Origin of the sequence: Streptomyces sp. NPDC052687 (assembly GCF_040678395.1) — a bacterium.
Taxonomy (GTDB): Bacteria; Actinomycetota; Actinomycetes; order Streptomycetales; family Streptomycetaceae; genus Streptomyces.
In genome coordinates this window covers 21435-40879 of sequence record NZ_JBFATR010000001.1, presented here as the reverse complement: position 1 = coordinate 40879, position 19445 = coordinate 21435, and the positions used below count along the sequence as shown (strand labels likewise).

Sequence of the window (19445 nt, the reverse complement as noted above, 5' to 3'; positions counted from 1 at the left end):
GCGGAGGTGGATGCGTGATCGTGTGGTGATCGTCGCCCTGCTCCTCGGGCACCGGCTCAGGCGCGGTCCCCGGTCTCCGGCGCACCCGCCCGCACCGTGAACCCGATCGCCGACCCGCCCCCGGCCCGCGGGCAGGCGAACGTGGTGCCTCCGTGGGCGAGGGCCACCTCGCGGACGATGGACAGGCCGAGGCCGGAGCCGGGCAGGGAGCGGGCGTCGGGGGCGCGGTAGAAGCGGTCGAAGATGCGGTCGCGGTCGGTGGCGGCGATGCCGGGGCCGCGGTCGAGGACCTCGACGCGCACCGGGCCGAGGGCGCCGGGAGCCGGGCCCATGACGACCAGTTCGATGGGGGTGGTGCCCGTGCGGTCGAACTTCGCGGCGTTGTCCACGAGGTTGGACATGGCCCGGGTCAGCATCCCCGGCCGGCCCCGCACCGTCGTGTCGCCGGCGGCCCGCAGGGTGATCTGCCGGCCGGTACGCCGGCGGGCCAGGCCCACCACGTCCTCGGCGAGGTCCGCGAGGTCGACCCGCTGCGGTGGCTCCGAGTCGGACTGACCGGCCGCCAGGTCCACCAACTCGTTCACCAGATCGGTCAGTTCACGGGCCTCCTGGCCGAGGTCGGCGACCAGCTCCGCGCGGGTCTCGGGCGGCAGCTCGTCGATCCGGCGCAGCAGGGAGATGTTGGTGCGCAGGGAGGTCAGGGGCGTGCGCAGCTCGTGGCCGGCGTCCTGGACCAGGCGGCGCTGGTCCTCCTCGGACTGCGCGAGCCGGCCGAGCATCCGGTCGAAGGCGCGGCCGAGCCGCCCCACCTCGTCGTGTCCCGTGACCGGCACCTCGATGCCGAGCCGGCGGGTGCGGGCGACGGCCTCCGCGGCGTCGGTGAGGATCACCAGCCGCCGCGTGATCCGCCGGGCCAGCCACCAGCCGAACAGCCCGGCCGCGACCACCACCGCCGCCATCAGCAGCACGGTGCGCTGCTGGAGCGCCCGCAGCAGGTCCTCGGTGTCGCTGAACTCCTGCGCCACCTGCACCGCGCCCCGGCCGCCGCCGAGCGCGACGGTCGCGACGCGGTAGACGTCGTCACCGACGTCGACGTCCGCGTGCACGACGAGCTGCCCGGCCGTCCACGCCGCGGCGACCTCCCGGTCGGAGCCGGTGACCGGCAGGCCGGGGTTGCCCTTGTCGACGATGCCGCCGTCCGGGCCCAGCACCTGCACATCGGTGCGGGCCGGGCGTACCAGGTCGTGGCCCGGCGCGGAGGACGAGAAGTCCGCCGGGCTCATCCGGTACTGCCGCACCTCACCGCGCAGATCCTGCACGACCTCGTCGAACACGGACACCTGGTCCACCCGCACCAGCCGGGCGGCGGCGTTGTACGACAGGAAGCCGACGAGAAGAGTCACCGCGGCCGTGACCGTCGCGAAGGACACCGCGAACGTGGTGCCCAGCGACACCAGCCGCGGCCGCCACCCCACTCAGCTCTCCCGCAGCACGTAGCCCACGCCGCGCACCGTGTGGATGAGCTGCGGGGCGCCGGGCTGGTCGAGCTTGCGGCGCAGATAGCCGACGTAGACGGCGAGGTTCTTCGAGCCCGGCCCGAAGTCGTAGCCCCAGATGCGGTCGTAGATCGTGGAGTGGTCGAGGACGATCCCCGCGTTGCGCACCAGCAGTTCCAGCAGCTCGAACTCGGTGCGGGTCAGCTCCAGCTCGCGCTCGCCGCGCCAGGCCCGCCGCGCCCGCGGGTCCATCCGCAGCCCGGCGGCCTCGATCAGCCGGTCCCCGGCCGGTCTCGCGGGCGCGGGCACGGGCGCCGGCGCGGCCTGCCGCACCGGCATCCCGGGCGCGTCGGCCGTCCGCCGCAGCAGCGCGCGCAGCCGGGCGAAGACCTCCTCCACGTCGAACGGCTTCACCACGTAGTCGTCGGCGCCGGCGTCCAGGCCCGCGATCCGGTCCGCGGTCTCCACCAGCGCCGTCAGCATCAGGATCGGCGTACGGTCGCCCTCGGCGCGCAGCACCCGGCACACCTGGAGGCCGTCGATCCCGGGCATCATCACGTCCAGGACCAGCACGTCCGGCGGGGTGCGGTGCGCCTGCGCCAGCGCCTCGACGCCGTCGGCGACCGCCGTCACCCGGTAGCCCTCCAGGGTCAGCGCCCGCTCCAGGGCGTGCCGGATCGCGCGGTCGTCTTCGGCGAGCAGAACAGTCGGGGCCACGCGTCCCAGTGTGGCAAAGCCGTACGGCCGTACGACCGCCGCCGGCGACGCCCGGCCCCGCTTCTTACTGCCCTCTCACCCGCTCCGCCGCAGCGCGGCGAGCTGCTCCTCGAAGGGCACGACGGTCAGCTCACCGGCGGCATCGGAGGCGCCCTGCTGCTGCGGCACGGCCGGGGCGACCGCTGCAGGGGCGACCGCGGCCGGGGCCGTCGCGGCCCCGGCACCCACCGCGCCCATCAACCCCGCCAGCTCCCCCGCCGCCCGCTCGATCCGCCCCTCCAGGCCCTCCGCGCCCCAGTCCTCGGAGGCGGCGTAGACCCCGGTCGGGGCGACGACGGCGCGCAGGTGGGCGAAGAGCGGGCGCAGGGCGTGGTCCAGCACCAGTGAGTGGCGGGCGGAGCCGCCGGTCGCGGCGATCAGCACCGGCTTCCCGGCCAGCGCGTCGCGCTCCAGCACGTCGAAGAACGACTTGAACAGGCCGCTGTAGGAGGCGGAGAAGACGGGCGTGACCACGATCAGCCCGTCCGCGCCGGTCACCGCGTCGAGCGCGGCGGCCAGCCTGCGCCCGGGAAAGCCGCTGGTGAGGTGGTGCGCGATCTCCACGGCGAGGTCGCGCAGCTCCACGACCCGCACCTGAGCGCCGGTCCGCGCGGCGGTGGCGGCGGCCAGCCGGTCGGCGAGCAGCCGGGTGGACGACGGGACGCTCAGCCCCGCCGAGACGACGACGAGCCTCATGCCACGGTCTCCTTCGGGTCCTTGACCAGGTCCTGAGTGGCCGGGTCGGTGCCGGCCGGGCCGTTGGCGGCCGGATCCTTCGCGGCCGGGTCCTTGGCGGCGGCCAGCAGGGACTGGTGGGTGGGCGCCTCCGGCACACCGGCCGGCCGCCGTGCCGCGAACGCCTCGCGCAGTACGGGGACGACCTCCTCGCCGAGCAGGTCGATCTGCTCCAGCACGGTCTTCAGCGGCAGCCCCGCGTGGTCGACCAGGAACAGCTGGCGCTGGTAGTCACCGGCGTACTCGCGGAAGGTCAGGGTCTTCTCGATCACCTGCTCCGGCGTGCCCACGGTGAGCGGGGTCTGGGCGGTGAAGTCCTCCAGGGAGGGCCCGTGGCCGTAGACCGGCGCGTTGTCGAAGTACGGCCGGAACTCGCGCACCGCGTCCTGCGAGTTCTTCCGCATGAACACCTGGCCGCCGAGTCCGACGATCGCCTGCTCGGCGGTGCCGTGGCCGTAGTGGGCGTACCGGGTGCGGTACAGCTCGACCATCCGCTTGGTGTGGTCGGCGGGCCAGAAGATGTTGTTGTGGAAGAAGCCGTCGCCGTAGTACGCGGCCTGCTCGGCGATCTCCGGGGAGCGGATGGAGCCGTGCCAGACGAAGGGCGGTACGCCGTCCAGGGGCCGCGGGGTCGCCGTGAAGCCCTGCAGCGGCGTGCGGAACTTGCCCTCCCAGGTGACGACGTCCTCGCGCCACAGGCGGTGCAGCAGGGCGTAGTTCTCGATGGCGAGGTTGATGCCCTGCCGGATGTCCTGGCCGAACCAGGGGTAGACCGGGCCGGTGTTGCCGCGGCCCATCATCAGGTCCACCCGGCCGTCGGCCAGGTGCTGGAGCATCGCGAAGTCCTCGGCGATCTTCACCGGGTCGTTGGTGGTGATCAGCGTGGTGGCCGTGGACAGGATGAGCCGCTCGGTGCGGGCGGCGATGTAGCCGAGCATGGTGGTCGGCGAGGACGGCACGAACGGCGGGTTGTGGTGCTCACCGGTCGCGAAGACGTCCAGCCCGACCTCCTCGGCCTTCAGCGCGATGGCGACCATGGCCTTGATGCGCTCGCGCTCGGTCGGCGTCCGCCCCGTGGTGGGGTCCGGCGTGACATCGCCGACGCTGAAGATCCCGAACTGCATGGCCGCCTCCATTGGTTGACCGTTCAACTATAAGCTTCGAACGGAACGAGACGGCCCCTTATTCCCGGCTCAGAAGTAGTACGGATCCCCGGTGTCCAGCACCAGCACCCGCTGCCGGTCGTTCTCCCGGTTCCGGTCGACCGTGCCGCCGCGCCACACCGTGTCGAACTCCATCAGCACCTCCGCGGGCGCCCCGCGCAGCCGCACCCGCAGCCGGACCTGCTCCCCCAGCCCGTCCGCCGCCAGCGCCCCCAGCCGGCACAGCACCACCCGCTCCCCCGACCGGGCACACCCCTGCGGCAGCTCCTGCCGGCTCTCCGGCTCCGCCGACCAGCGCAGCCGTACCGTCGCCTCCGGTACGGCCGAGGGGCCGTGGTTGCGCGGCAGGAACCGCACGTCCAGCCACCCGCCCGCGAGCGCCGCCGCGCCGTGATACGCCAGATCCGCCTCGGGCACACCGGCCCGCACCCCGCTCACCCGCGACTCACCGGCCCCGGCCACGCCGGGCCCCGCTCCCAGCAGCAGCGCCGCCACCGCCGTACCCACCACACACCCTCGTCCGCGCACGCCACCCACTCCTCACACACCGCAGTCCTAGGCGTCCCGGACGGATGTATCCCACGCGGGGGCGGCGGCAGGCGCCGTCCATCAGGTGACAGCGGTGCCGGTGGCGGCGAGGGCGAGGACGGGGTGCCGGCCCGCCGGCGCGCGCGTGCGACGCTGACCGGCATGACCGTGCTCCGCTCCGCCGCCCTCTTCGTCGTCGCCGCCGTCCTGGAGATCGGCGGCGCCTGGCTGGTCTGGCAGGGCCTGCGCGAACACCGCGGGTGGCTGTGGGTGACCGGCGGGGTGCTCGCCCTCGGCGCGTACGGCTTCGTCGCCACCCTCCAGCCGGACGCCCACTTCGGGCGCGTCCTCGCCGCGTACGGCGGGATCTTCGTCGCCGGATCGATCCTGTGGGGCGTCCTCGCCGACGGCTACCGGCCCGACCGCTGGGACCTCGCCGGCGCGCTGATCTGCCTCGCCGGCATGGCGGTGATCATGTGGGCGCCGCGCGGCGAGTGACACCGCGCGGCGGCGCTCAGCCAGGCTCCGGCACCCGTCCCTGCTCCCGTCCCTGCTCCGGCGCCCGTCCCGGCTCCGGCACTCAGCCCCGCTCCGGCTCTCCGCTCGGCTCCGGCGCTCAGCCCCGCTCCGGTTCCCCGCCCGGCAGCAGCCCCAGCTGGTCGAGGAAGGACATCTGGTCGAAGTAGACCCGGTAGCTGACGATCCGCCCGTCCCTGACGGTGGCGAGATCGACACCGTGCAGCTCGAACTCCCGGTTCGTCGGGGGCAGCGCCTCACCCGACGGCAGCCGCACCGGCCCGGTGTTCCGCCCCGAGTAGACCCCCTCGTCGATGGCCGTGTCACCGACCTCGTACGAGTTCACCGGCCGGTACGAGGCGTCCGGCACCGCCTCCGTCAGCTGGCCCCACCACTCGACGACGGCGCCCCGCCCCCGCAGCTCCCCGTCCGGGGTGAGAGCGACCGCGTCCTCGGCGAACAGGTCGGTGAGCGCCTCCAGGTGCCCGTGCCCGGTGACGGACGCGGTCAGCCGGTCCATCAGCTCGCGCGCCTCTCCCATGATCCACCTCCGATCGGGAGGATCACCCGACTCACCCGACTCATTCTCCCACCGGAGCCGACGCCTATCCTGGCGAGCGGTACCACCGCACCGTCCGTCCCGCCCCGTACCGCCCGCCTGCCGTCGCCCCCGCCCCCCGCCCCACCGCCCGAGGAGCAGCCGTATGACCCCGCCCGCCGCGTCCCGCATCGCCGTCGTCACCGGTGCGAGCAGCGGAATCGGTGCCGCCACCGCCCGGCAGCTCGCCGCCGCCGGATACCGCGTCGTGCTGACCGCCCGCCGCAAGGACCGCATCGAGGCACTGGCCGAGGAGATCAACGCGGCCGGCCACTCCGCCACCGCCTACCAGCTGGACGTCACCGACCGCCCGGCCGTCGACGAGTTCGCCACCGCCTTCCGGACCGTCGGCGTCCTCGTCAACAACGCGGGCGGCGCCCTCGGCCTCGACCCGGTCGAGAGCGGCGACCCGGCCGACTGGCGGCAGATGTACGAGACCAACGTCATCGGCACCCTCAACCTCACCCAGGCCCTGCTGCCCAAGCTGGAGGCGAGCGGCGACGGCACGGTGGTCGTCGTCTCCTCCACCGCCGGGCACGGCACCTACGAGGGCGGCGCCGGCTACGTCGCCGCCAAGCACGGCGCCCACGTCCTCGCCGAGACCCTGCGCCTGGAGATCGTCGGCCGCCCGGTCCGGGTCATCGAGGTCGCGCCCGGTCTGGTCAAGACGGAGGAGTTCGCGCTGACCCGGTTCGACGGGGACGCCGAGCGCGCGGCGAAGGTCTACGAGGGCGTGCCCGACCCACTGACCGCCGACGACGTCGCCGACACCATCACCTGGGCGGTCACCCGCCCCAGCCACGTCAACATCGACCTGCTGGTGGTCCGCCCGCGCGCCCAGGCCTCCAACACCAAGCTGCACCGGGAGAAGCAGGGCGAGTAGCGGCGCGAGCGGTGAGGGCGGGCAGCGGGGGCGGGCAGCGGAACCGGTGACGGGTCAACGGCCGGAGCGGACCCGTAGGCTCGCGGACGTGGACAGACACCTCCCCTTCGCCGGTCTGCACAACTTCCGTGACCTGGGCGGCTATCCGACGACAGACGGCCGGCGCGTCCGGCCCGGCCGCCTGTACCGCTCGGACTCCCTCGGCAAGCTCGCCCCCGGCACCCCGGACTGGGACCGGTTCCTCACCCTGGGCATCGGCACGGTCATCGACCTGCGCCACCCCTGGGAGATCGACGCCCGCGGCCGCGTCCCGGAGCACCCGTCCTTCGCCTATCACAACCTCAGCATCGAGCACCGCCCGTACGACCAGGCCGCGTTGCCCCCCGGCACCGACCCCGGCCCCTACCTCGCCGAACGCTTCATGGAGGTCGCCGAGGACGGCACCAAGGAGATCCGCCGCGCCCTGGAACTGATCACCGAGTCGGCGCGCTCCCGCACCCCCCTGGTCTTCCACTGCGCCTCGGGCAAGGACCGCACCGGCGAACTGGCGGCGCTGGTCCTCGGCCTGCTCGGCGTCGACGAGCCCACGATCGTCGAGGACTTCAGCCTCACCGAACTGGCCACCCCCGCCCTCCTCGCGGAGTGGTCCGCGCGCAACGACGGCCGCACCCCCGCCTGGCCGGCCTTCGGCCGCGCCCCCGCCTCGGTGATGCGCCTGTTCCTGACGGCCCTGAAGGCCCGCTACGGCTCGATCGAGGGCTACGTGGAACAGGCGCTCGCGATGAACGCGACGGAACTCGCGGCGACCCTGCGCGCCCACCTCCTCGACGACGCCCCCGCCACCCGGCCGCCGCTCACCTACCGCAGAGCGACCGACGCGGACGCCCCCGCCCTGGTCCGCCTCCGCGACACGGCGGCCCTGTGGCAACTGGCCCGCGGCATCGAGCAGTGGAAGCCCGGCGAGAAGGACGAGGCCCACTTCCGCACCCGCGTCGCCGAGGGCGAGGTCTGGCTGGCGTACGCCGGAGGCCACCTCACCGGCGCCTGCGAACTGTGGTGGACCGACCCGGCGGCCTGGGGCCCCCGCCCCCCGGACGCCGGCTACATCCACCGCCTGATGACGGTCCCCCACACCACCCCACCGGGCACCGGCCGCGCCCTCCTCGCCCACGCCGAGTCCCGCATCCGGGCCGCCTCCCGCCCCTACGCCCGCCTCGACTGCCTGTCCAGCAACCCCCGCCTGCGCGCCTACTACGAGAAGGCGGGCTACACGGTCGTCGGCGAACAGCCCGCCAAAACAGACGGCACAGGCAGCCCGTACGCGGTGACCCTGCTGGAGAAGCGGCTCGGCTAGCCCTTCACGCAGACGACCTGCTTGAGCTTGGCGACCACCTCGACGAGGTCCCGCTGCTGGTCGATGACCTGCTCGATCGGCTTGTAGGCGCCGGGGATCTCGTCGACGACGCCGGAGTCCTTGCGGCACTCCACGCCCCGCGTCTGCTCCTCCAGGTCCTTCGTGGTGAACCGGCGCTTGGCCGCGTTGCGGCTCATGCGCCGGCCCGCGCCGTGCGAGGCCGAGTTGAAGGACTTCTCGTTGCCGAGACCCTTCACGATGTACGACCCCGTGCCCATCGAGCCCGGAATGATCCCGTAGTCGCCGGAGCCGGCCCGGATCGCGCCCTTGCGGGTCACGAGCAGGTCCATGCCCTCGTAACGCTCCTCCGCCACGTAGTTGTGGTGGCAGCTGATCTCCTGCTCGAAGGTCGGCTTCGCCTTCTTGAACTCCTTGCGGACCACGTCCTTGAGGAGCGCCATCATGATCGAGCGGTTGTACTTCGCGTACTCCTGCGCCCAGAACAGATCGTTGCGGTACGCCGCCATCTGCGGGGTGTCCGCGATGAAGACGGCGAGGTCGCGGTCGACCAGGCCCTGGTTGTGCGGGAGCTTCTGGGCGATGCCGATGTGGTGCTCGGCGAGTTCCTTGCCGATGTTCCGGGAGCCGGAGTGCAGCATGAGCCATACGGAACCGGTCGTGTCGAGACATACCTCGACAAAGTGGTTGCCGCTTCCGAGCGTTCCCATCTGCTTTTCGGCGCGATCGTGACGGAATTTGACCGCTTCGGCGACTCCGTCGAACCGCCCCCAGAAGTCGCTCCACCCCGCCGTGCCGAACCCGTGCAGCCGCCCCGCGTCGACGGGATCGTCGTGCATCCCCCGCCCCACCGGAATCGCCTGCTCGATCCTCGACCGCAGCCGGGAGAGGTCTCCGGGCAGGTCGTTCGCGGTCAGGGACGTCTTCACCGCCGACATTCCGCAGCCGATGTCGACCCCGACCGCCGCCGGGCACACCGCGCCCTGCATGGCGATGACGGAACCGACGGTCGCGCCCTTGCCGTAGTGGACGTCCGGCATGACGGCCAGGCCCTTGATCCACGGCAGGGTCGCGACGTTGCGGAGCTGCTGGAGGGCGCCCTCCTCGACCGTCGTGGGGTCGGTCCACATCCGGATCGGCACCTTCGCGCCCTGCATTTCCACGTACGACATACGCCTCATCCCCCGTAAGTCAGGACAGAATTCTCGAATCGCAAAAACCGGAGCCAAGGTCGATGAAAGGGGCAACGGACCGGCGTTCACGGCTGCGCGTGCGATACACATTGTGTCCCGGGCAGCGATCGGCCCGGCAACCGATTTACCCCGCGAGAGGAGCCTGACCGTGCAGCGGAAGGCGTACGTACCCGGCACCGCCGCGCTCCTCGCGGCCCTGCTGGCCGGCTGCACCGGCGGCTCCGACGACGGCGGCACCACGGACGGCACCAACCCCGACGACGGCGGCACCGCCGTGGCCACCGTCGAACCCGGCCGCTACCGCTCCCTCCCGGAGCCGTGTTCCGCGGTCGGCGAGGACACCCTCGACGACCTGCTGCCCGGCATCGCGCAGATCCTGGACGAGGAGCAGCGCGAGAAGGCCTACGAGGGCGAGGCCACGCTCACCTTCGACAACGACCGCAAGGTCGGCTGCCGTTGGAAGGTGTCGTCCCCGACGGCGACGAACTATCTGTTCGTCGACCTGGAGCGGGTGGTGTCGTACGACAACACCGTCAGCGACGACAACCAGGCCCAGCAACTGTTCGCCGCGAAGCAGGCGAAGGCGGATCTGCCGCTGCCTGCGGCGGCCACGTCCGCGGCGACCGGCACGACGGAGGGATCCGACGGGCCGTCGGCCGGCGCTTCCTCGGGCGCCCCCTTGGCCGACGCGTCCACCGGCCCCTCCGCCGGTTCCGCCGGTTCCGCCGGTTCCGCCAAGGGCGCCTCGCCCTCCGGCTCGCCGTCCGGTTCTCCGACCGGTTCCCCCTCCGGCTCCGGCTCCCCCAGCGCCACCCCCACCGGTCTCCAGCCCCGCACCCTTGACGACCTCGGCGACGAGGCGTTCGTTGACGACGAGCTGAGCAGCAGTGGTTCGACGGCCAGGCAGCGCACGGTGACTGTGGCGTTCCGCACGTCGAACGTCATCGTGACCATCGAGTACGAGGAGCTGCCGGCGACCGTCGGCATGGCGCCGGACAGCAAGGAAATGCAGGACAGGGCCCTGAATCTGGCGTCCCAACTGGCCGACTCGCTGGCCGGTTAGCCCCGCTTCGCGCGCCCGCGCACATCCGCCGAACCGGAAACGCACGGTTCCTTCACCGCGTACCGTGGCCCCTCGGACCCGATCCGACCGCAGGAACCGAGCGTCATGAGTGAAGGAACCATGCAGCGACGAGCACAGCGAGAGAAGCGTGACCAGCGTGTTGAGCGAGCCGGACGGCGCGGGCGCGTCCTTGTCTCCGCCGCCGCCCTCCCCGTGATCCTGCTCGCCGCCGGCTGCTCCTCGGACTCCGGCTCCGGCGACGAGGCGAAGGCGTCGGCGGCCAGTGCGAGCACGCCGGCGAGCCCGTCGCCGACGGTGCGGGCCGCGGCGTACCGGACCCTGCCGAAGCCGTGTGACGTGCTGTCGGAGAAGACGCTGGAAGAACTCGTCCCGAAGGGCACGAAGTCGGGCAAGGAGGGCAGCTCCGACGATGTCTCGTCGCGCGCCAGCTGCTCCTGGAACAGCCTCGACAACAACGGCGTGAAGGGCTCCCAGTTCCGCTGGCTGAACGTCTCGCTGCTGCGCTTCGAGTCCGATGTGACGCGCGGCTCGGGCGAGGAGCTGGCCCAGGAGTACTACGAGAAGCAGGTCACCGACGTCCGCTCGGTCGAGGGCGCGAAGGACACCAAGGCGGAGCCGCTGGCCGGCACCGGCGACGAGGCGACGGCGGTGCGCTACGACCTGAAGAAGAAGGAAGGCTCCTTCAAGCAGCAGACGATCGTGGCGCGCGTGGAGAACGTGGTCGTCACCCTGGACTACAACGGCGCGGGCCTGGCCGGCGAGAAGACGCCGGACGCCGACGACCTGATGAAGGACGCGACGAAGGCCGCCAAGGAGGTGGTCGCCGCGGTGACCGAGGCGAACGAGGGCGGCGGCGCGGCGAAGTCGCCGGGCGCGTCCGGCTCGCCGTCGAAGCCGGCCGGCTCCCCGTCCGCGTCGGCCGGCTCCCCGTCCGGGTCGGCCGGTTCACCGGCCGCCTCGTCGAAGGCCCCGGCGAAGAAGAGCTGACCCGAGGGTCACGAAAGCGCAGCCCTGCACGGACCGGTCACTCGTTCTCCGCACACGTGTGCCACTCTGTTGCGCGCAACAACACGCAGCGGGAGGGGAGTACGGGTGGCCGCGCCCATACAGCTGACACGGATGCACCGCGTTCTCATCGGCGTGGTCGTGACCGGTGCCGTGATCATCGCGGGCATCGGCTTCGCGGGCTCGTACGCCGCCGTACGCGAACTGGCCCTCAAGAAGGGCTTCGGGGACTTCAGTTACGTCTTCCCGATCGGCATCGACGCGGGCATCTGTGTCCTGCTCGCCCTGGATCTGCTGCTGACGTGGATCCGCATCCCGTTCCCCCTGCTGCGTCAGACGGCCTGGCTGCTGACGGCGGCGACGATCGCCTTCAACGGCGCGGCGGCCTGGCCGGACCCGCTGGGCGTCGGGATGCACGCGGTGATCCCGGTGCTGTTCGTGGTGGCCGTCGAGGCGGCCCGGCACGCGATCGGCCGGATCGCCGACATCACGGCGGACAAGCACATGGAGGGTGTCCGCCTCACCCGCTGGCTGCTCTCGCCGGTCCCCACCTTCCTGCTGTGGCGCCGGATGAAGCTGTGGGAGCTGCGCTCCTACGACCAGGTGATCAAGCTGGAGCAGGAACGTCTCGTCTACCAGGCCCGGCTGCGCTCCCGCTTCGGCCGCGCCTGGCGCCGCAAGGCCCCGGTGGAGTCCCTGATGCCGCTGCGGCTGGCCCGCTACGGCGTCCCGCTGTCGGAGACGGCCCCGGCGGGCCTGGCGGCGGCGGGCATCGAACCGGCCCTGATCCCGCCTGCGCCGCCCCAGGCGGAGCAAACCGGGCAGCCGCAGCTCGGGCAGCAGCCCGGTCAGCCGCAGCTCGCCGCGGCGGCCCAGGCGCCCGCGCCGCGGCAGCAGGGCGGCCCCGTCCAGGAGCAGGCCCCGGAGCCCGCGCAGAACCCCTGGCTGCACGCCCGCGACCCGCACACGGTCCAGTACCAGGGCGACTACGACCCCAACTACGACCCGGACGCCGCGTACGCCCAGTGGTACGAGGAGCAGCGCCTGGCGGAGGAGTACGAGGACCAGTACCAGGAGGAGCCTCCGGCGGACGACACCGGCAGCTTCCCCATCCCGGTCGTGCCGGGGCGCACGCGGGAGCTGGGTGAGGGCGGCGGCACCCCGGAGCCCGACGAGGAGGCGTACTACCAGGTGTTCCGCCAGTCGATCGACGGCAGCTTCCCCACGCCGGGCGTCCTCGGCGACAACATCGAGGCGACCTACGGCGTGAAGCTCACCCCGAGCGCCCTGAAGGCCCTCTCGGACCGCTTCCAGCAGCGTTTCAACGCGGAGCTGGAGGAGGACCACATCGCGTGAGCGCCCGCGCGCGACGACGGAAGGGGGCGCCCGGCGGAACACCGGGCGCCCCCTTCCGTCGTACGGACCGGCTTACTCGCCGAGCAGGCGCCGCACCCGCTCCTGGCCGACCGCCAGCAGCAGCGTGGGCAGCCGGGGGCCGGTGTCCCGGCCCACCAGCAGGTGGTACAGCAGCACGAAGAACGCGCGCTGGGCGGTCTTGATCTCCGGCGGCAGCTCCTTGGGCGTCGCGTCGGCGGAGAACCCGGCCTGCACCTTCGGCACGCCGTAGACCAGGTGGGTCAGGCCGTCCAGGGACCAGTGGTCGGCGAGCCCGTCGAGCAGCAGCCGGACCGACTCGCGCGCCTGGTCGTCGAGCGACTTCAGCAGCTCGGTGTCGGGCTCCTCGCGCACGATGGTCCGCTGGTCGGCGGGGACGTGGGTGTTGATCCACGCCTCGGCCTTCTCGTACCGGGGCCGCACCTCGTCCAGCGAGGCCAGCGGGCGCGCCGGGTCCAGCTCGCTGAGGATGCGCAGCGCCTGGTCCTCGTGGCCGGCGGTGATGTCGGCGACGGAGGCGAGCGTGCGGTACGGCATCGGGCGCGGCGTCTTCGGCAGCTCACCGGCGGCGGTGCGCACCGCGCGGGAGTGCGCGGCGACGTCGGCGGGCAGCGCGGTGCCGTCGGCGACCTTGGCGTCGAGCTTGTCCCACTCGTCGTAGAGCCGCTGGATCTCCTGGTCGAAGGCGATCTTGAAGGACTGGTTGGGCTTGCGGCGGGCGTACAGCCAGCGCAGCAGCTGCGGTTCCATGATCTTCAGCGCGTCGGACGGGGTCGGCACGCCGCCCTTCGACGACGACATCTTGGCCATGCCGGAGATGCCGACGAAGGCGTACATCGGGCCGATGGGCTGCTTGCCGCCGAAGATCCCGACGATCTGCCCGCCGACCTGGAACGACGAGCCCGGAGAGGAGTGGTCGACACCGCTCGGCTCGAAGATCACGCCCTCGTACGCCCAGCGCATCGGCCAGTCGACCTTCCAGACCAGCTTGCCGCGGTTGAACTCGCTGAGCCGGACGGTCTCGGAGAAGCCGCACGCGGTGCAGGCGTACGTCAGCTCGGTGGTCGTGTCGTCGTAGGAGGTGACGGTGGTGAAGTCCTTCTCGCAGTTGCCGCAGTAGGGCTTGTACGGGAAGTAGCCGGCGGAGCCGGAGCTGCCGTCGTCCTCGGAGGCGGCGCCGGAGCCCTCGGCGGCCTCCAGCTCGGCCTCGTCGACCGGCTTCTGCTGCTTCTGCACCGCGGCGGCGGGCTTCGGCTTGGTCCGGTACTGCGCGAGGACCGCGTCGATGTCGTGGCGGTGCTTCATGGCGTGCAGGATCTGCTCCCGGTACGCCCCCGAGGTGTACTGCTCGGTCTGGCTGATGCCGTCGAACTCGACGCCCAGCTGGCCCAGCGCCTCGATCATGGCCGCCTTGAAGTGCTCGGCCCAGTTCGGGTGGGGCGAGCCCTTGGGCGCGGGCACGGAGGTCAGCGGCTTGCCGATGTGCTCCGCCCAGGAGTCGTCGATGCCGGTGACGCCGGCGGGCACCTTGCGGTACCGGTCGTAGTCGTCCCAGGAGATCAGGTGCCTGACCTCGTACCCGCGCCGCCGGATCTCGTCGGCGACGAGGTGCGGGGTCATGACCTCGCGCAGGTTGCCCAGGTGGATCGGGCCGGAGGGCGAGAGCCCGGACGCGACGACGACCGGTTTGCCCGGGGCCCGGCGCTCCGACTCCTCGATGACCTCATCCGCGAAACGGGAGACCCAGTCGGTGGTCTCGGTGCTCTGAGCCACGATCGGCACGTCCTCTGTTGCTGAAGGCTTGATGGTGGCCCCATTGTCCCAGGACGTGCCGCATCCGAGAAAACGCCTTTTCGAAGCCCCTGGGGACGGCGGCGCAGCCGCCCGTCCCGGGGGCGCGGGGGACGGCGGCGCAGCCGCCCGTCTCAGGGGCGCGGGGAACTGCGCGAACAACCCCCACCGGCCCGCACCCGGCGACAGACCGCACCCCCCGCCCCCGCGGCCGCGAAATCCGCTTTACCCCCCATGGGATACTGACCGTGTCTATCGATCCCCACGAGGAGAACGGCACCCCACCTATGGCCTCGGTCACGTCCCTCAGCGACTCCGTCCAGCAGCACCTCGCCGACGCCCTCGCCTCCGCCCTGCCGGAGGCCGACGGAGTCGACCCGCTGCTGCGACGAAGCGACCGGGCCGACTTCCAGGCCAACGGCATCCTCGCGCTGGCCAAGAAGGCGAAGGCGAACCCGCGGGAGCTGGCGGCGCAGGTCGTTGCCCGGGTGACCACCGGGGACGAGCTGATCAAGGACGTCGAGGTCTCCGGCCCCGGCTTCCTCAACATCACGATCGCGGACCGGGCGATCACGCGGAACCTGGCCGCGCGGTACGCGGACGAGACGGGCCGCCTGGGCATCCCGGCCGCCGCGAACCCGGGCACCACGGTCATCGACTACGCCCAGCCGAACGTGGCGAAGGAGATGCACGTCGGTCACCTGCGCTCCGCGGTGATCGGCGACTCGGTCGTCCAGCTGCTGGAGTTCACCGGCGAGAACGTGGTGCGCCGCCACCACATCGGCGACTGGGGCACCCAGTTCGGCATGCTGATCCAGTACCTGGACGAGCACCCGCACGAGCTGGACCACAAGGCGAGCGACGACCTCCGGGCCTCCGGCGAGGAGGCCATGTCGAACCTGGACCGGCTCTACAAGGCCGCGCGCCGGAAGTTCGACTCCGACGAGGAGTTCAAGACGCGCGCCCGGCGCCGGGTGGTCGACCTCCAGGCCGGGGACCCGCACACGCTGGCCATGTGGCAGAAGTTCGTCGACGAGTCGAAGATCTACTTCTTCTCCGTCTTCGACAAGCTGGACATGGAGATCCGCGATGCCGACATCGTCGGCGAGTCCGGCTACAACGACATGCTCGCGGAGACCTGCCGGCTGCTGGAGGAGTCGGGGGTGGCGGTCCGCTCGGAGGGCGCGCTGTGCGTCTTCTTCGACGACGTCAAGGGCCCGGACGGCAAGCCGGTCCCGCTGATCGTGCAGAAGTCGGACGGCGGCTACGGCTACGCGGCGACCGACCTGTCCGCGATCCGCGACCGCGTCTTCAACCTCAAGGCGACCTCGCTGGTGTACGTCGTCGACGCCCGCCAGTCCCTGCACTTCAAGATGGTCTTCGAGACCGCCCGGCGGGCCGGCTGGCTGAACGACGACGTGAAGGCGTACCAGCTGGCCTTCGGCACGGTCCTCGGCAAGGACGGCAAGCCGTTCAAGACCCGTGAGGGCGAGACGGTCCGGCTGGTCGACCTCCTCGACGAGGCCATCGACCGCGCCTCGGCCGTCGTACGGGAGAAGGCGCAGGACCTGTCCGAGGAGGAGATCGCCGAGCGGGGCGCCCAGGTGGGCATCGGCGCGGTGAAGTACGCGGACCTGTCGACGTCGGCGAACCGGGACTACAAGTTCGACCTGGACCAGATGGTCTCGCTGAACGGCGACACGTCCGTCTACCTCCAGTACGCGTACGCCCGTATCCGCTCCATCCTCCGCAAGGCCGGCGAGGTCCGCCCCGCCGCCCGCCCGGAGCTGGAGCTGCACGCGGCGGAGCGGGCGCTGGGCCTGCACCTGGACGCGTTCGCGGAGACGGTGGACGAGGCGGCGAGGGAGTACGCCCCGCACAAGCTGGCCGCGTATCTCTACCAGCTCGCCTCCCTCTACACCTCCTTCTACGACAAGTGCCCGGTGCTGAAGGCGGAGTCGCCGGAGCAGGTCGAGAACCGTCTGTTCCTGTGCGACCTCACGGCCCGCACCCTGCACCGCGGCATGGCCCTGCTGGGCATCCGCACGCCCGAGCGCCTGTAACCCCGCGGGCGTTACCGACGTAACGCCCGCGGGCGGTCCTACGCCGCTCCGAGCCCCCGCGCCAGCCTGCGCAGCCCCTCCGCGATCTCCTCCGGAGCCTGGGTGACGAAGCACAGCCGCAGGGTGGCGCGGTCGGGCTCGCCGGCGTGGAAGGGGGCGCCGGGGACGTAGGCGACGTCCTCGCGCACGACCGTCGGCAGCAGGGCGGTGGTGTCGTACGGCTCCGGCAGCCGCGCCCAGAGGAACATGCCGCCCTCGGGGCGGGTCCAGGTCGAGCCCTCGGGCAGGGCGTCCGGCAGCCCGGCGAGCATCGCGTCGCGGCGCTCGCCGTAGACGCGGGCCACGCGCGCCACATGGGCGTCGAGGTCGCGGTCGGCCAGGTAGCGGGCGGCGGCGAGCTGGGTGACGGTCGGGGTGTGCAGGTCGGCGCTCTGCTTGGCGACCGCGCAGGCCTGGCGCAGCGCGGCGGGCGCCCGCAGCCAGCCGATCCGCAGCCCCGGCGCCATGACCTTGGAGAAGGAGCCGAGCAGCACGGTCCGGTCCCGCGCGTCGTCGTGGGCGGCGATCCACGGCACCCGCTCCCCCTCGAACCGCAACTCGCCGTACGGGTCGTCCTCGACGATCCACAGGCCGTGCCGGGCGGCGACCGCGGCGATCGCGGCGCGGCGCTCGGCGGGCAGGGTGCGGCCGGTGGGGTTCTGGAAGGTCGGCACGGTGTACAGCAGCCTGGGGCGCTCCCGCACCACCAGCTCCGCCAGCGCCGCCGGGTCCATCCCGTCCGGGTCGCCGGGCACGGGCACGATCCGCGCGCCCGCGAACCCGAAGGCCTGAAGTGCGGCCAGGTAGCAGGGGTTTTCGACCAGCACCGTGTCCCCGGGCTCCAGCAGGGCGGTCGCGAGCAGCGACAGGGCCTGCTGGGAGCCGGTGGTCACGAGCAGGTCGTCGGCGTCGGTGGGCAGGCCGCGCGCGGTGGTCCGGGCGGCGAGCGCGGCCCGCAGCGCCGGCTCGCCCTCGGTCGTGGAGTACTGCAACGCCCGCGCGGGCGACTCGGCGAGCACGTCCCGGAAGGCCGCCGCGACGCCTTCCGTGTCGAACAGCTCCGGCGCCGGCAGCCCGCCCGCGAAGTTGATCACCTCGGGGCGGGCGGTGACGGCCAGGATGTCCCGGACCGGCGACCCGCCGATCGCGCTCACCCGGGCGGCGAGCGGCGGGACGGGAGCGGCGGCGGTCGCGGGGACTGGGCTGGACGCGGTGGGCGCTGACTCGGCGGCGAGGGTCACGGTGCGGCTCCTGGGGTGCGTCGGGACGACGGTCGCATACCGTCTCGGCCGCACCCTAGAGAGATAGCTGCCGTCTACACCGGTGTTTCCGCGATACGGACGCCCGGATGCCCTACGCCCCGTATGCCCCGGACGCCTACCCGCCGACGTCGGCGCCGGCGTCGGCGTCGACCATCGCCTCGCCCCACCCGGAGCCGCCCAGCGGGAAGTCGTACGCGGGACGGCCGTTGTTGCCGCTGGTGCGGAACGGCTTGTCCCCGTCGCCGATCAGCAGGGTGCCGCCCCGGGAGCCGCTGGACCAGGTCAGCTCCAGGTACCAGCGCACGTCGTACGCCGAGGCGTCGGCCGTGACGTGGAAGACCTCCGGGTCGGACTCGCTGACCTTGAACGGGAAGTCCCGGCCGCCCGCCGCCGCCTTCACCGCCGGCCGCGCCGCGTCCAGCGCGATGGTGAACGGCCGGGTGGGCACGTCGCCGCCGCAGCCGACGCCCATTGCGTAGTCGTTCCACGGCAGCGGCGCGCCCCGGCCCACCACCCGCACGGTGAGATCCTCCACGACGACCGTCTCCCGACCGGTGCCCTGCACGGTGAGCGTCACGTACTGCTCGCCCGCCGACACCGCCCGCTGGGAGGCGACCCACGCCGGCGCCTCCAGCTCCACCGGCGGCGGGGGCACCTCGCCCGGCGGGCGGTCGATCAGATAGTGCTGGGAGCAGGGGGACTCCCAGGCGTACGGGCGGGTCGTGACGGTCAGCGGCACCGGGGCGGAGGCGGACTCGCCGCGCCTCGGGGGCGCGGAACGGGGGCTCGCGGAGGGGTCGGCGGCGCTCCCGGCGGAGGATCCGGTTCCGCCCTTGCCCTTCTCCCCCTGCTTCTCCTGCTTGCGCTGCCTCTCCTCCGGTGATCCCGACGCGGACGGCGGAAGGGACGCCGACGCGTGCGCGGATGCCCGCTGCCCGCCGTCGGACGAGGCCACGCCGACGGGTCCGCGCGCGTCCGTCGCCCCGGGCGCCCCATGGCCCCCTGACGGCAGGCTCACCGCGAGCGCCACGGCTGCGACGACGCCGAGGGCACCGGCGAGGAGCGCGGCCCGCCGCCGGCGGAAGGGCTGCCCCGAGGGCTCGGTCGCCACCTCGGGCGTCCCCTGGTCCGGCACCACCTCGGCCGCCGCGTCCGGCACCGCCTCCGAGACCGCCTCCGGCACCACGTTGGGCACCGCCTCCGAAACCGCCTCCGGCACTACCTCGGGCACCACCTCCGGCACCCGTTCCGCCGCCGCCTCGCCCTCCCGCGGCACCTGCCCCGGAGCCGCCCTGCGCTGCCCGCGCCCCGCGTCCGCCAGCACCCACCGCCGATGCAGCTCCACCAGCTCCCGCGGCGACGCCTTGCACAGCCGGGCCAGCCGCTCGACGGGCGCGTACTCGGCCGGTACGGCGTCCCCGTTGCAGTAGCGGTGCAGCGTCGACGTACTCATGTGCAGCCGCCGCGCGAGCACCCCGTAACTGAGCCCCGAGCGCTCCTTCAACTCCCGCAGCAGCGCGGCGAAATCCTCCGACACCGTTGTCCGCCCCCGTATCCGTGTCCCGT

The 19445-nt window shown here is 72.7% G+C and carries 17 protein-coding genes; 7 read left to right on the top strand and 10 right to left on the bottom strand.

Annotated features, from left to right (window positions below; genetic code table 11):
* Positions 1–56: 56 nt before the first annotated feature.
* From AB0K92_RS00195 to AB0K92_RS00175, 5 genes are all read right to left on the bottom strand, one after another.
* A complete protein-coding gene (locus AB0K92_RS00195; RefSeq protein ID WP_365917925.1) occupies positions 57–1475 on the bottom strand; it encodes a HAMP domain-containing sensor histidine kinase in 1419 nt (472 codons plus the stop codon).
* Complete coding sequence (locus tag AB0K92_RS00190) at positions 1476–2213, bottom strand: response regulator transcription factor (RefSeq protein ID WP_365917923.1); 738 nt, start codon at positions 2211–2213, stop codon at positions 1476–1478.
* A gap of 75 nt (positions 2214–2288) precedes the next feature.
* Complete coding sequence (locus tag AB0K92_RS00185; protein WP_365917921.1) at positions 2289–2948, bottom strand: CE1759 family FMN reductase; 660 nt, start codon at positions 2946–2948, stop codon at positions 2289–2291.
* Complete coding sequence (locus AB0K92_RS00180; protein WP_365917919.1) at positions 2945–4111, bottom strand: LLM class flavin-dependent oxidoreductase; 1167 nt, start codon at positions 4109–4111, stop codon at positions 2945–2947. The genes AB0K92_RS00185 and AB0K92_RS00180 overlap by 4 nt, the downstream gene beginning before the upstream one ends.
* A 69-nt stretch (positions 4112–4180) precedes the next feature.
* Positions 4181–4612 (bottom strand): hypothetical protein, encoded by a 432-nt coding sequence (locus AB0K92_RS00175; protein WP_365918732.1) that lies wholly within the window; start codon positions 4610–4612, stop codon positions 4181–4183.
* 228 nt (positions 4613–4840) lie between these two features.
* Here AB0K92_RS00175 and AB0K92_RS00170 point away from each other — a divergent pair, with 228 nt between their 5' ends.
* Positions 4841–5176 (top strand): YnfA family protein, encoded by a 336-nt coding sequence (locus tag AB0K92_RS00170; RefSeq protein ID WP_365917917.1) that lies wholly within the window; start codon positions 4841–4843, stop codon positions 5174–5176.
* A gap of 118 nt (positions 5177–5294) precedes the next feature.
* Here AB0K92_RS00170 and AB0K92_RS00165 read toward each other — a convergent pair whose 3' ends face one another.
* On the bottom strand, positions 5295–5735 hold the full coding sequence (locus tag AB0K92_RS00165; RefSeq protein WP_365917915.1) for a nuclear transport factor 2 family protein: 441 nt from the start codon (positions 5733–5735) through the stop codon (positions 5295–5297).
* Between the two features lie 163 nt (positions 5736–5898).
* Here AB0K92_RS00165 and AB0K92_RS00160 point away from each other — a divergent pair, with 163 nt between their 5' ends.
* Positions 5899–6675 (top strand): SDR family NAD(P)-dependent oxidoreductase, encoded by a 777-nt coding sequence (locus tag AB0K92_RS00160; RefSeq protein ID WP_365917913.1) that lies wholly within the window; start codon positions 5899–5901, stop codon positions 6673–6675.
* An 88-nt stretch (positions 6676–6763) separates the two neighbouring features.
* Positions 6764–8029: a GNAT family N-acetyltransferase gene (locus AB0K92_RS00155; RefSeq protein ID WP_365917911.1), complete on the top strand. Its 1266-nt coding sequence runs from the start codon at positions 6764–6766 to the stop codon at positions 8027–8029.
* On the opposite strand, the gene AB0K92_RS00150 is transcribed toward AB0K92_RS00155, so the two are convergent.
* A complete protein-coding gene (locus AB0K92_RS00150; protein ID WP_365917909.1) occupies positions 8026–9219 on the bottom strand; it encodes an RtcB family protein in 1194 nt (397 codons plus the stop codon). The genes AB0K92_RS00155 and AB0K92_RS00150 overlap by 4 nt on opposite strands.
* A gap of 169 nt (positions 9220–9388) precedes the next feature.
* On the opposite strand from AB0K92_RS00150, the gene AB0K92_RS00145 reads away from it, so the two are divergent.
* From AB0K92_RS00145 to AB0K92_RS00135, 3 genes are all read left to right on the top strand, one after another.
* A complete protein-coding gene (locus tag AB0K92_RS00145; protein ID WP_365917907.1) occupies positions 9389–10303 on the top strand; it encodes a DUF3558 domain-containing protein in 915 nt (304 codons plus the stop codon).
* Positions 10304–10408: 105 nt separating this feature from the next.
* Positions 10409–11311, top strand: coding sequence for a DUF3558 family protein (locus AB0K92_RS00140; protein ID WP_365917905.1), 903 nt, complete (start codon positions 10409–10411; stop codon positions 11309–11311).
* A 105-nt stretch (positions 11312–11416) separates the two neighbouring features.
* Positions 11417–12685, top strand: a complete 1269-nt coding sequence (locus tag AB0K92_RS00135) for a DUF2637 domain-containing protein (RefSeq protein WP_365917903.1) — start codon at positions 11417–11419, stop codon at positions 12683–12685.
* A gap of 72 nt (positions 12686–12757) precedes the next feature.
* Here AB0K92_RS00135 and lysS read toward each other — a convergent pair whose 3' ends face one another.
* The gene (gene lysS, locus AB0K92_RS00130; RefSeq protein ID WP_365917901.1) at positions 12758–14506 is read right to left on the bottom strand and encodes a lysine--tRNA ligase; all 1749 of its coding nucleotides are present in this window, start codon (positions 14504–14506) and stop codon (positions 12758–12760) included.
* 296 nt (positions 14507–14802) lie between these two features.
* On the opposite strand from lysS, the gene argS reads away from it, so the two are divergent.
* On the top strand, positions 14803–16578 hold the full coding sequence (argS, locus tag AB0K92_RS00125; RefSeq protein WP_365918730.1) for an arginine--tRNA ligase: 1776 nt from the start codon (positions 14803–14805) through the stop codon (positions 16576–16578).
* A 38-nt stretch (positions 16579–16616) separates the two neighbouring features.
* On the opposite strand, the gene AB0K92_RS00120 is transcribed toward argS, so the two are convergent.
* Both AB0K92_RS00120 and AB0K92_RS00115 read right to left on the bottom strand, forming a co-directional pair.
* Complete coding sequence (locus tag AB0K92_RS00120; protein ID WP_365917899.1) at positions 16617–17858, bottom strand: PLP-dependent aminotransferase family protein; 1242 nt, start codon at positions 17856–17858, stop codon at positions 16617–16619.
* A 136-nt stretch (positions 17859–17994) separates the two neighbouring features.
* Positions 17995–19416: a helix-turn-helix domain-containing protein gene (locus AB0K92_RS00115; RefSeq protein WP_365917897.1), complete on the bottom strand. Its 1422-nt coding sequence runs from the start codon at positions 19414–19416 to the stop codon at positions 17995–17997.
* Between the last annotated feature and the right edge of the window lie 29 nt (positions 19417–19445).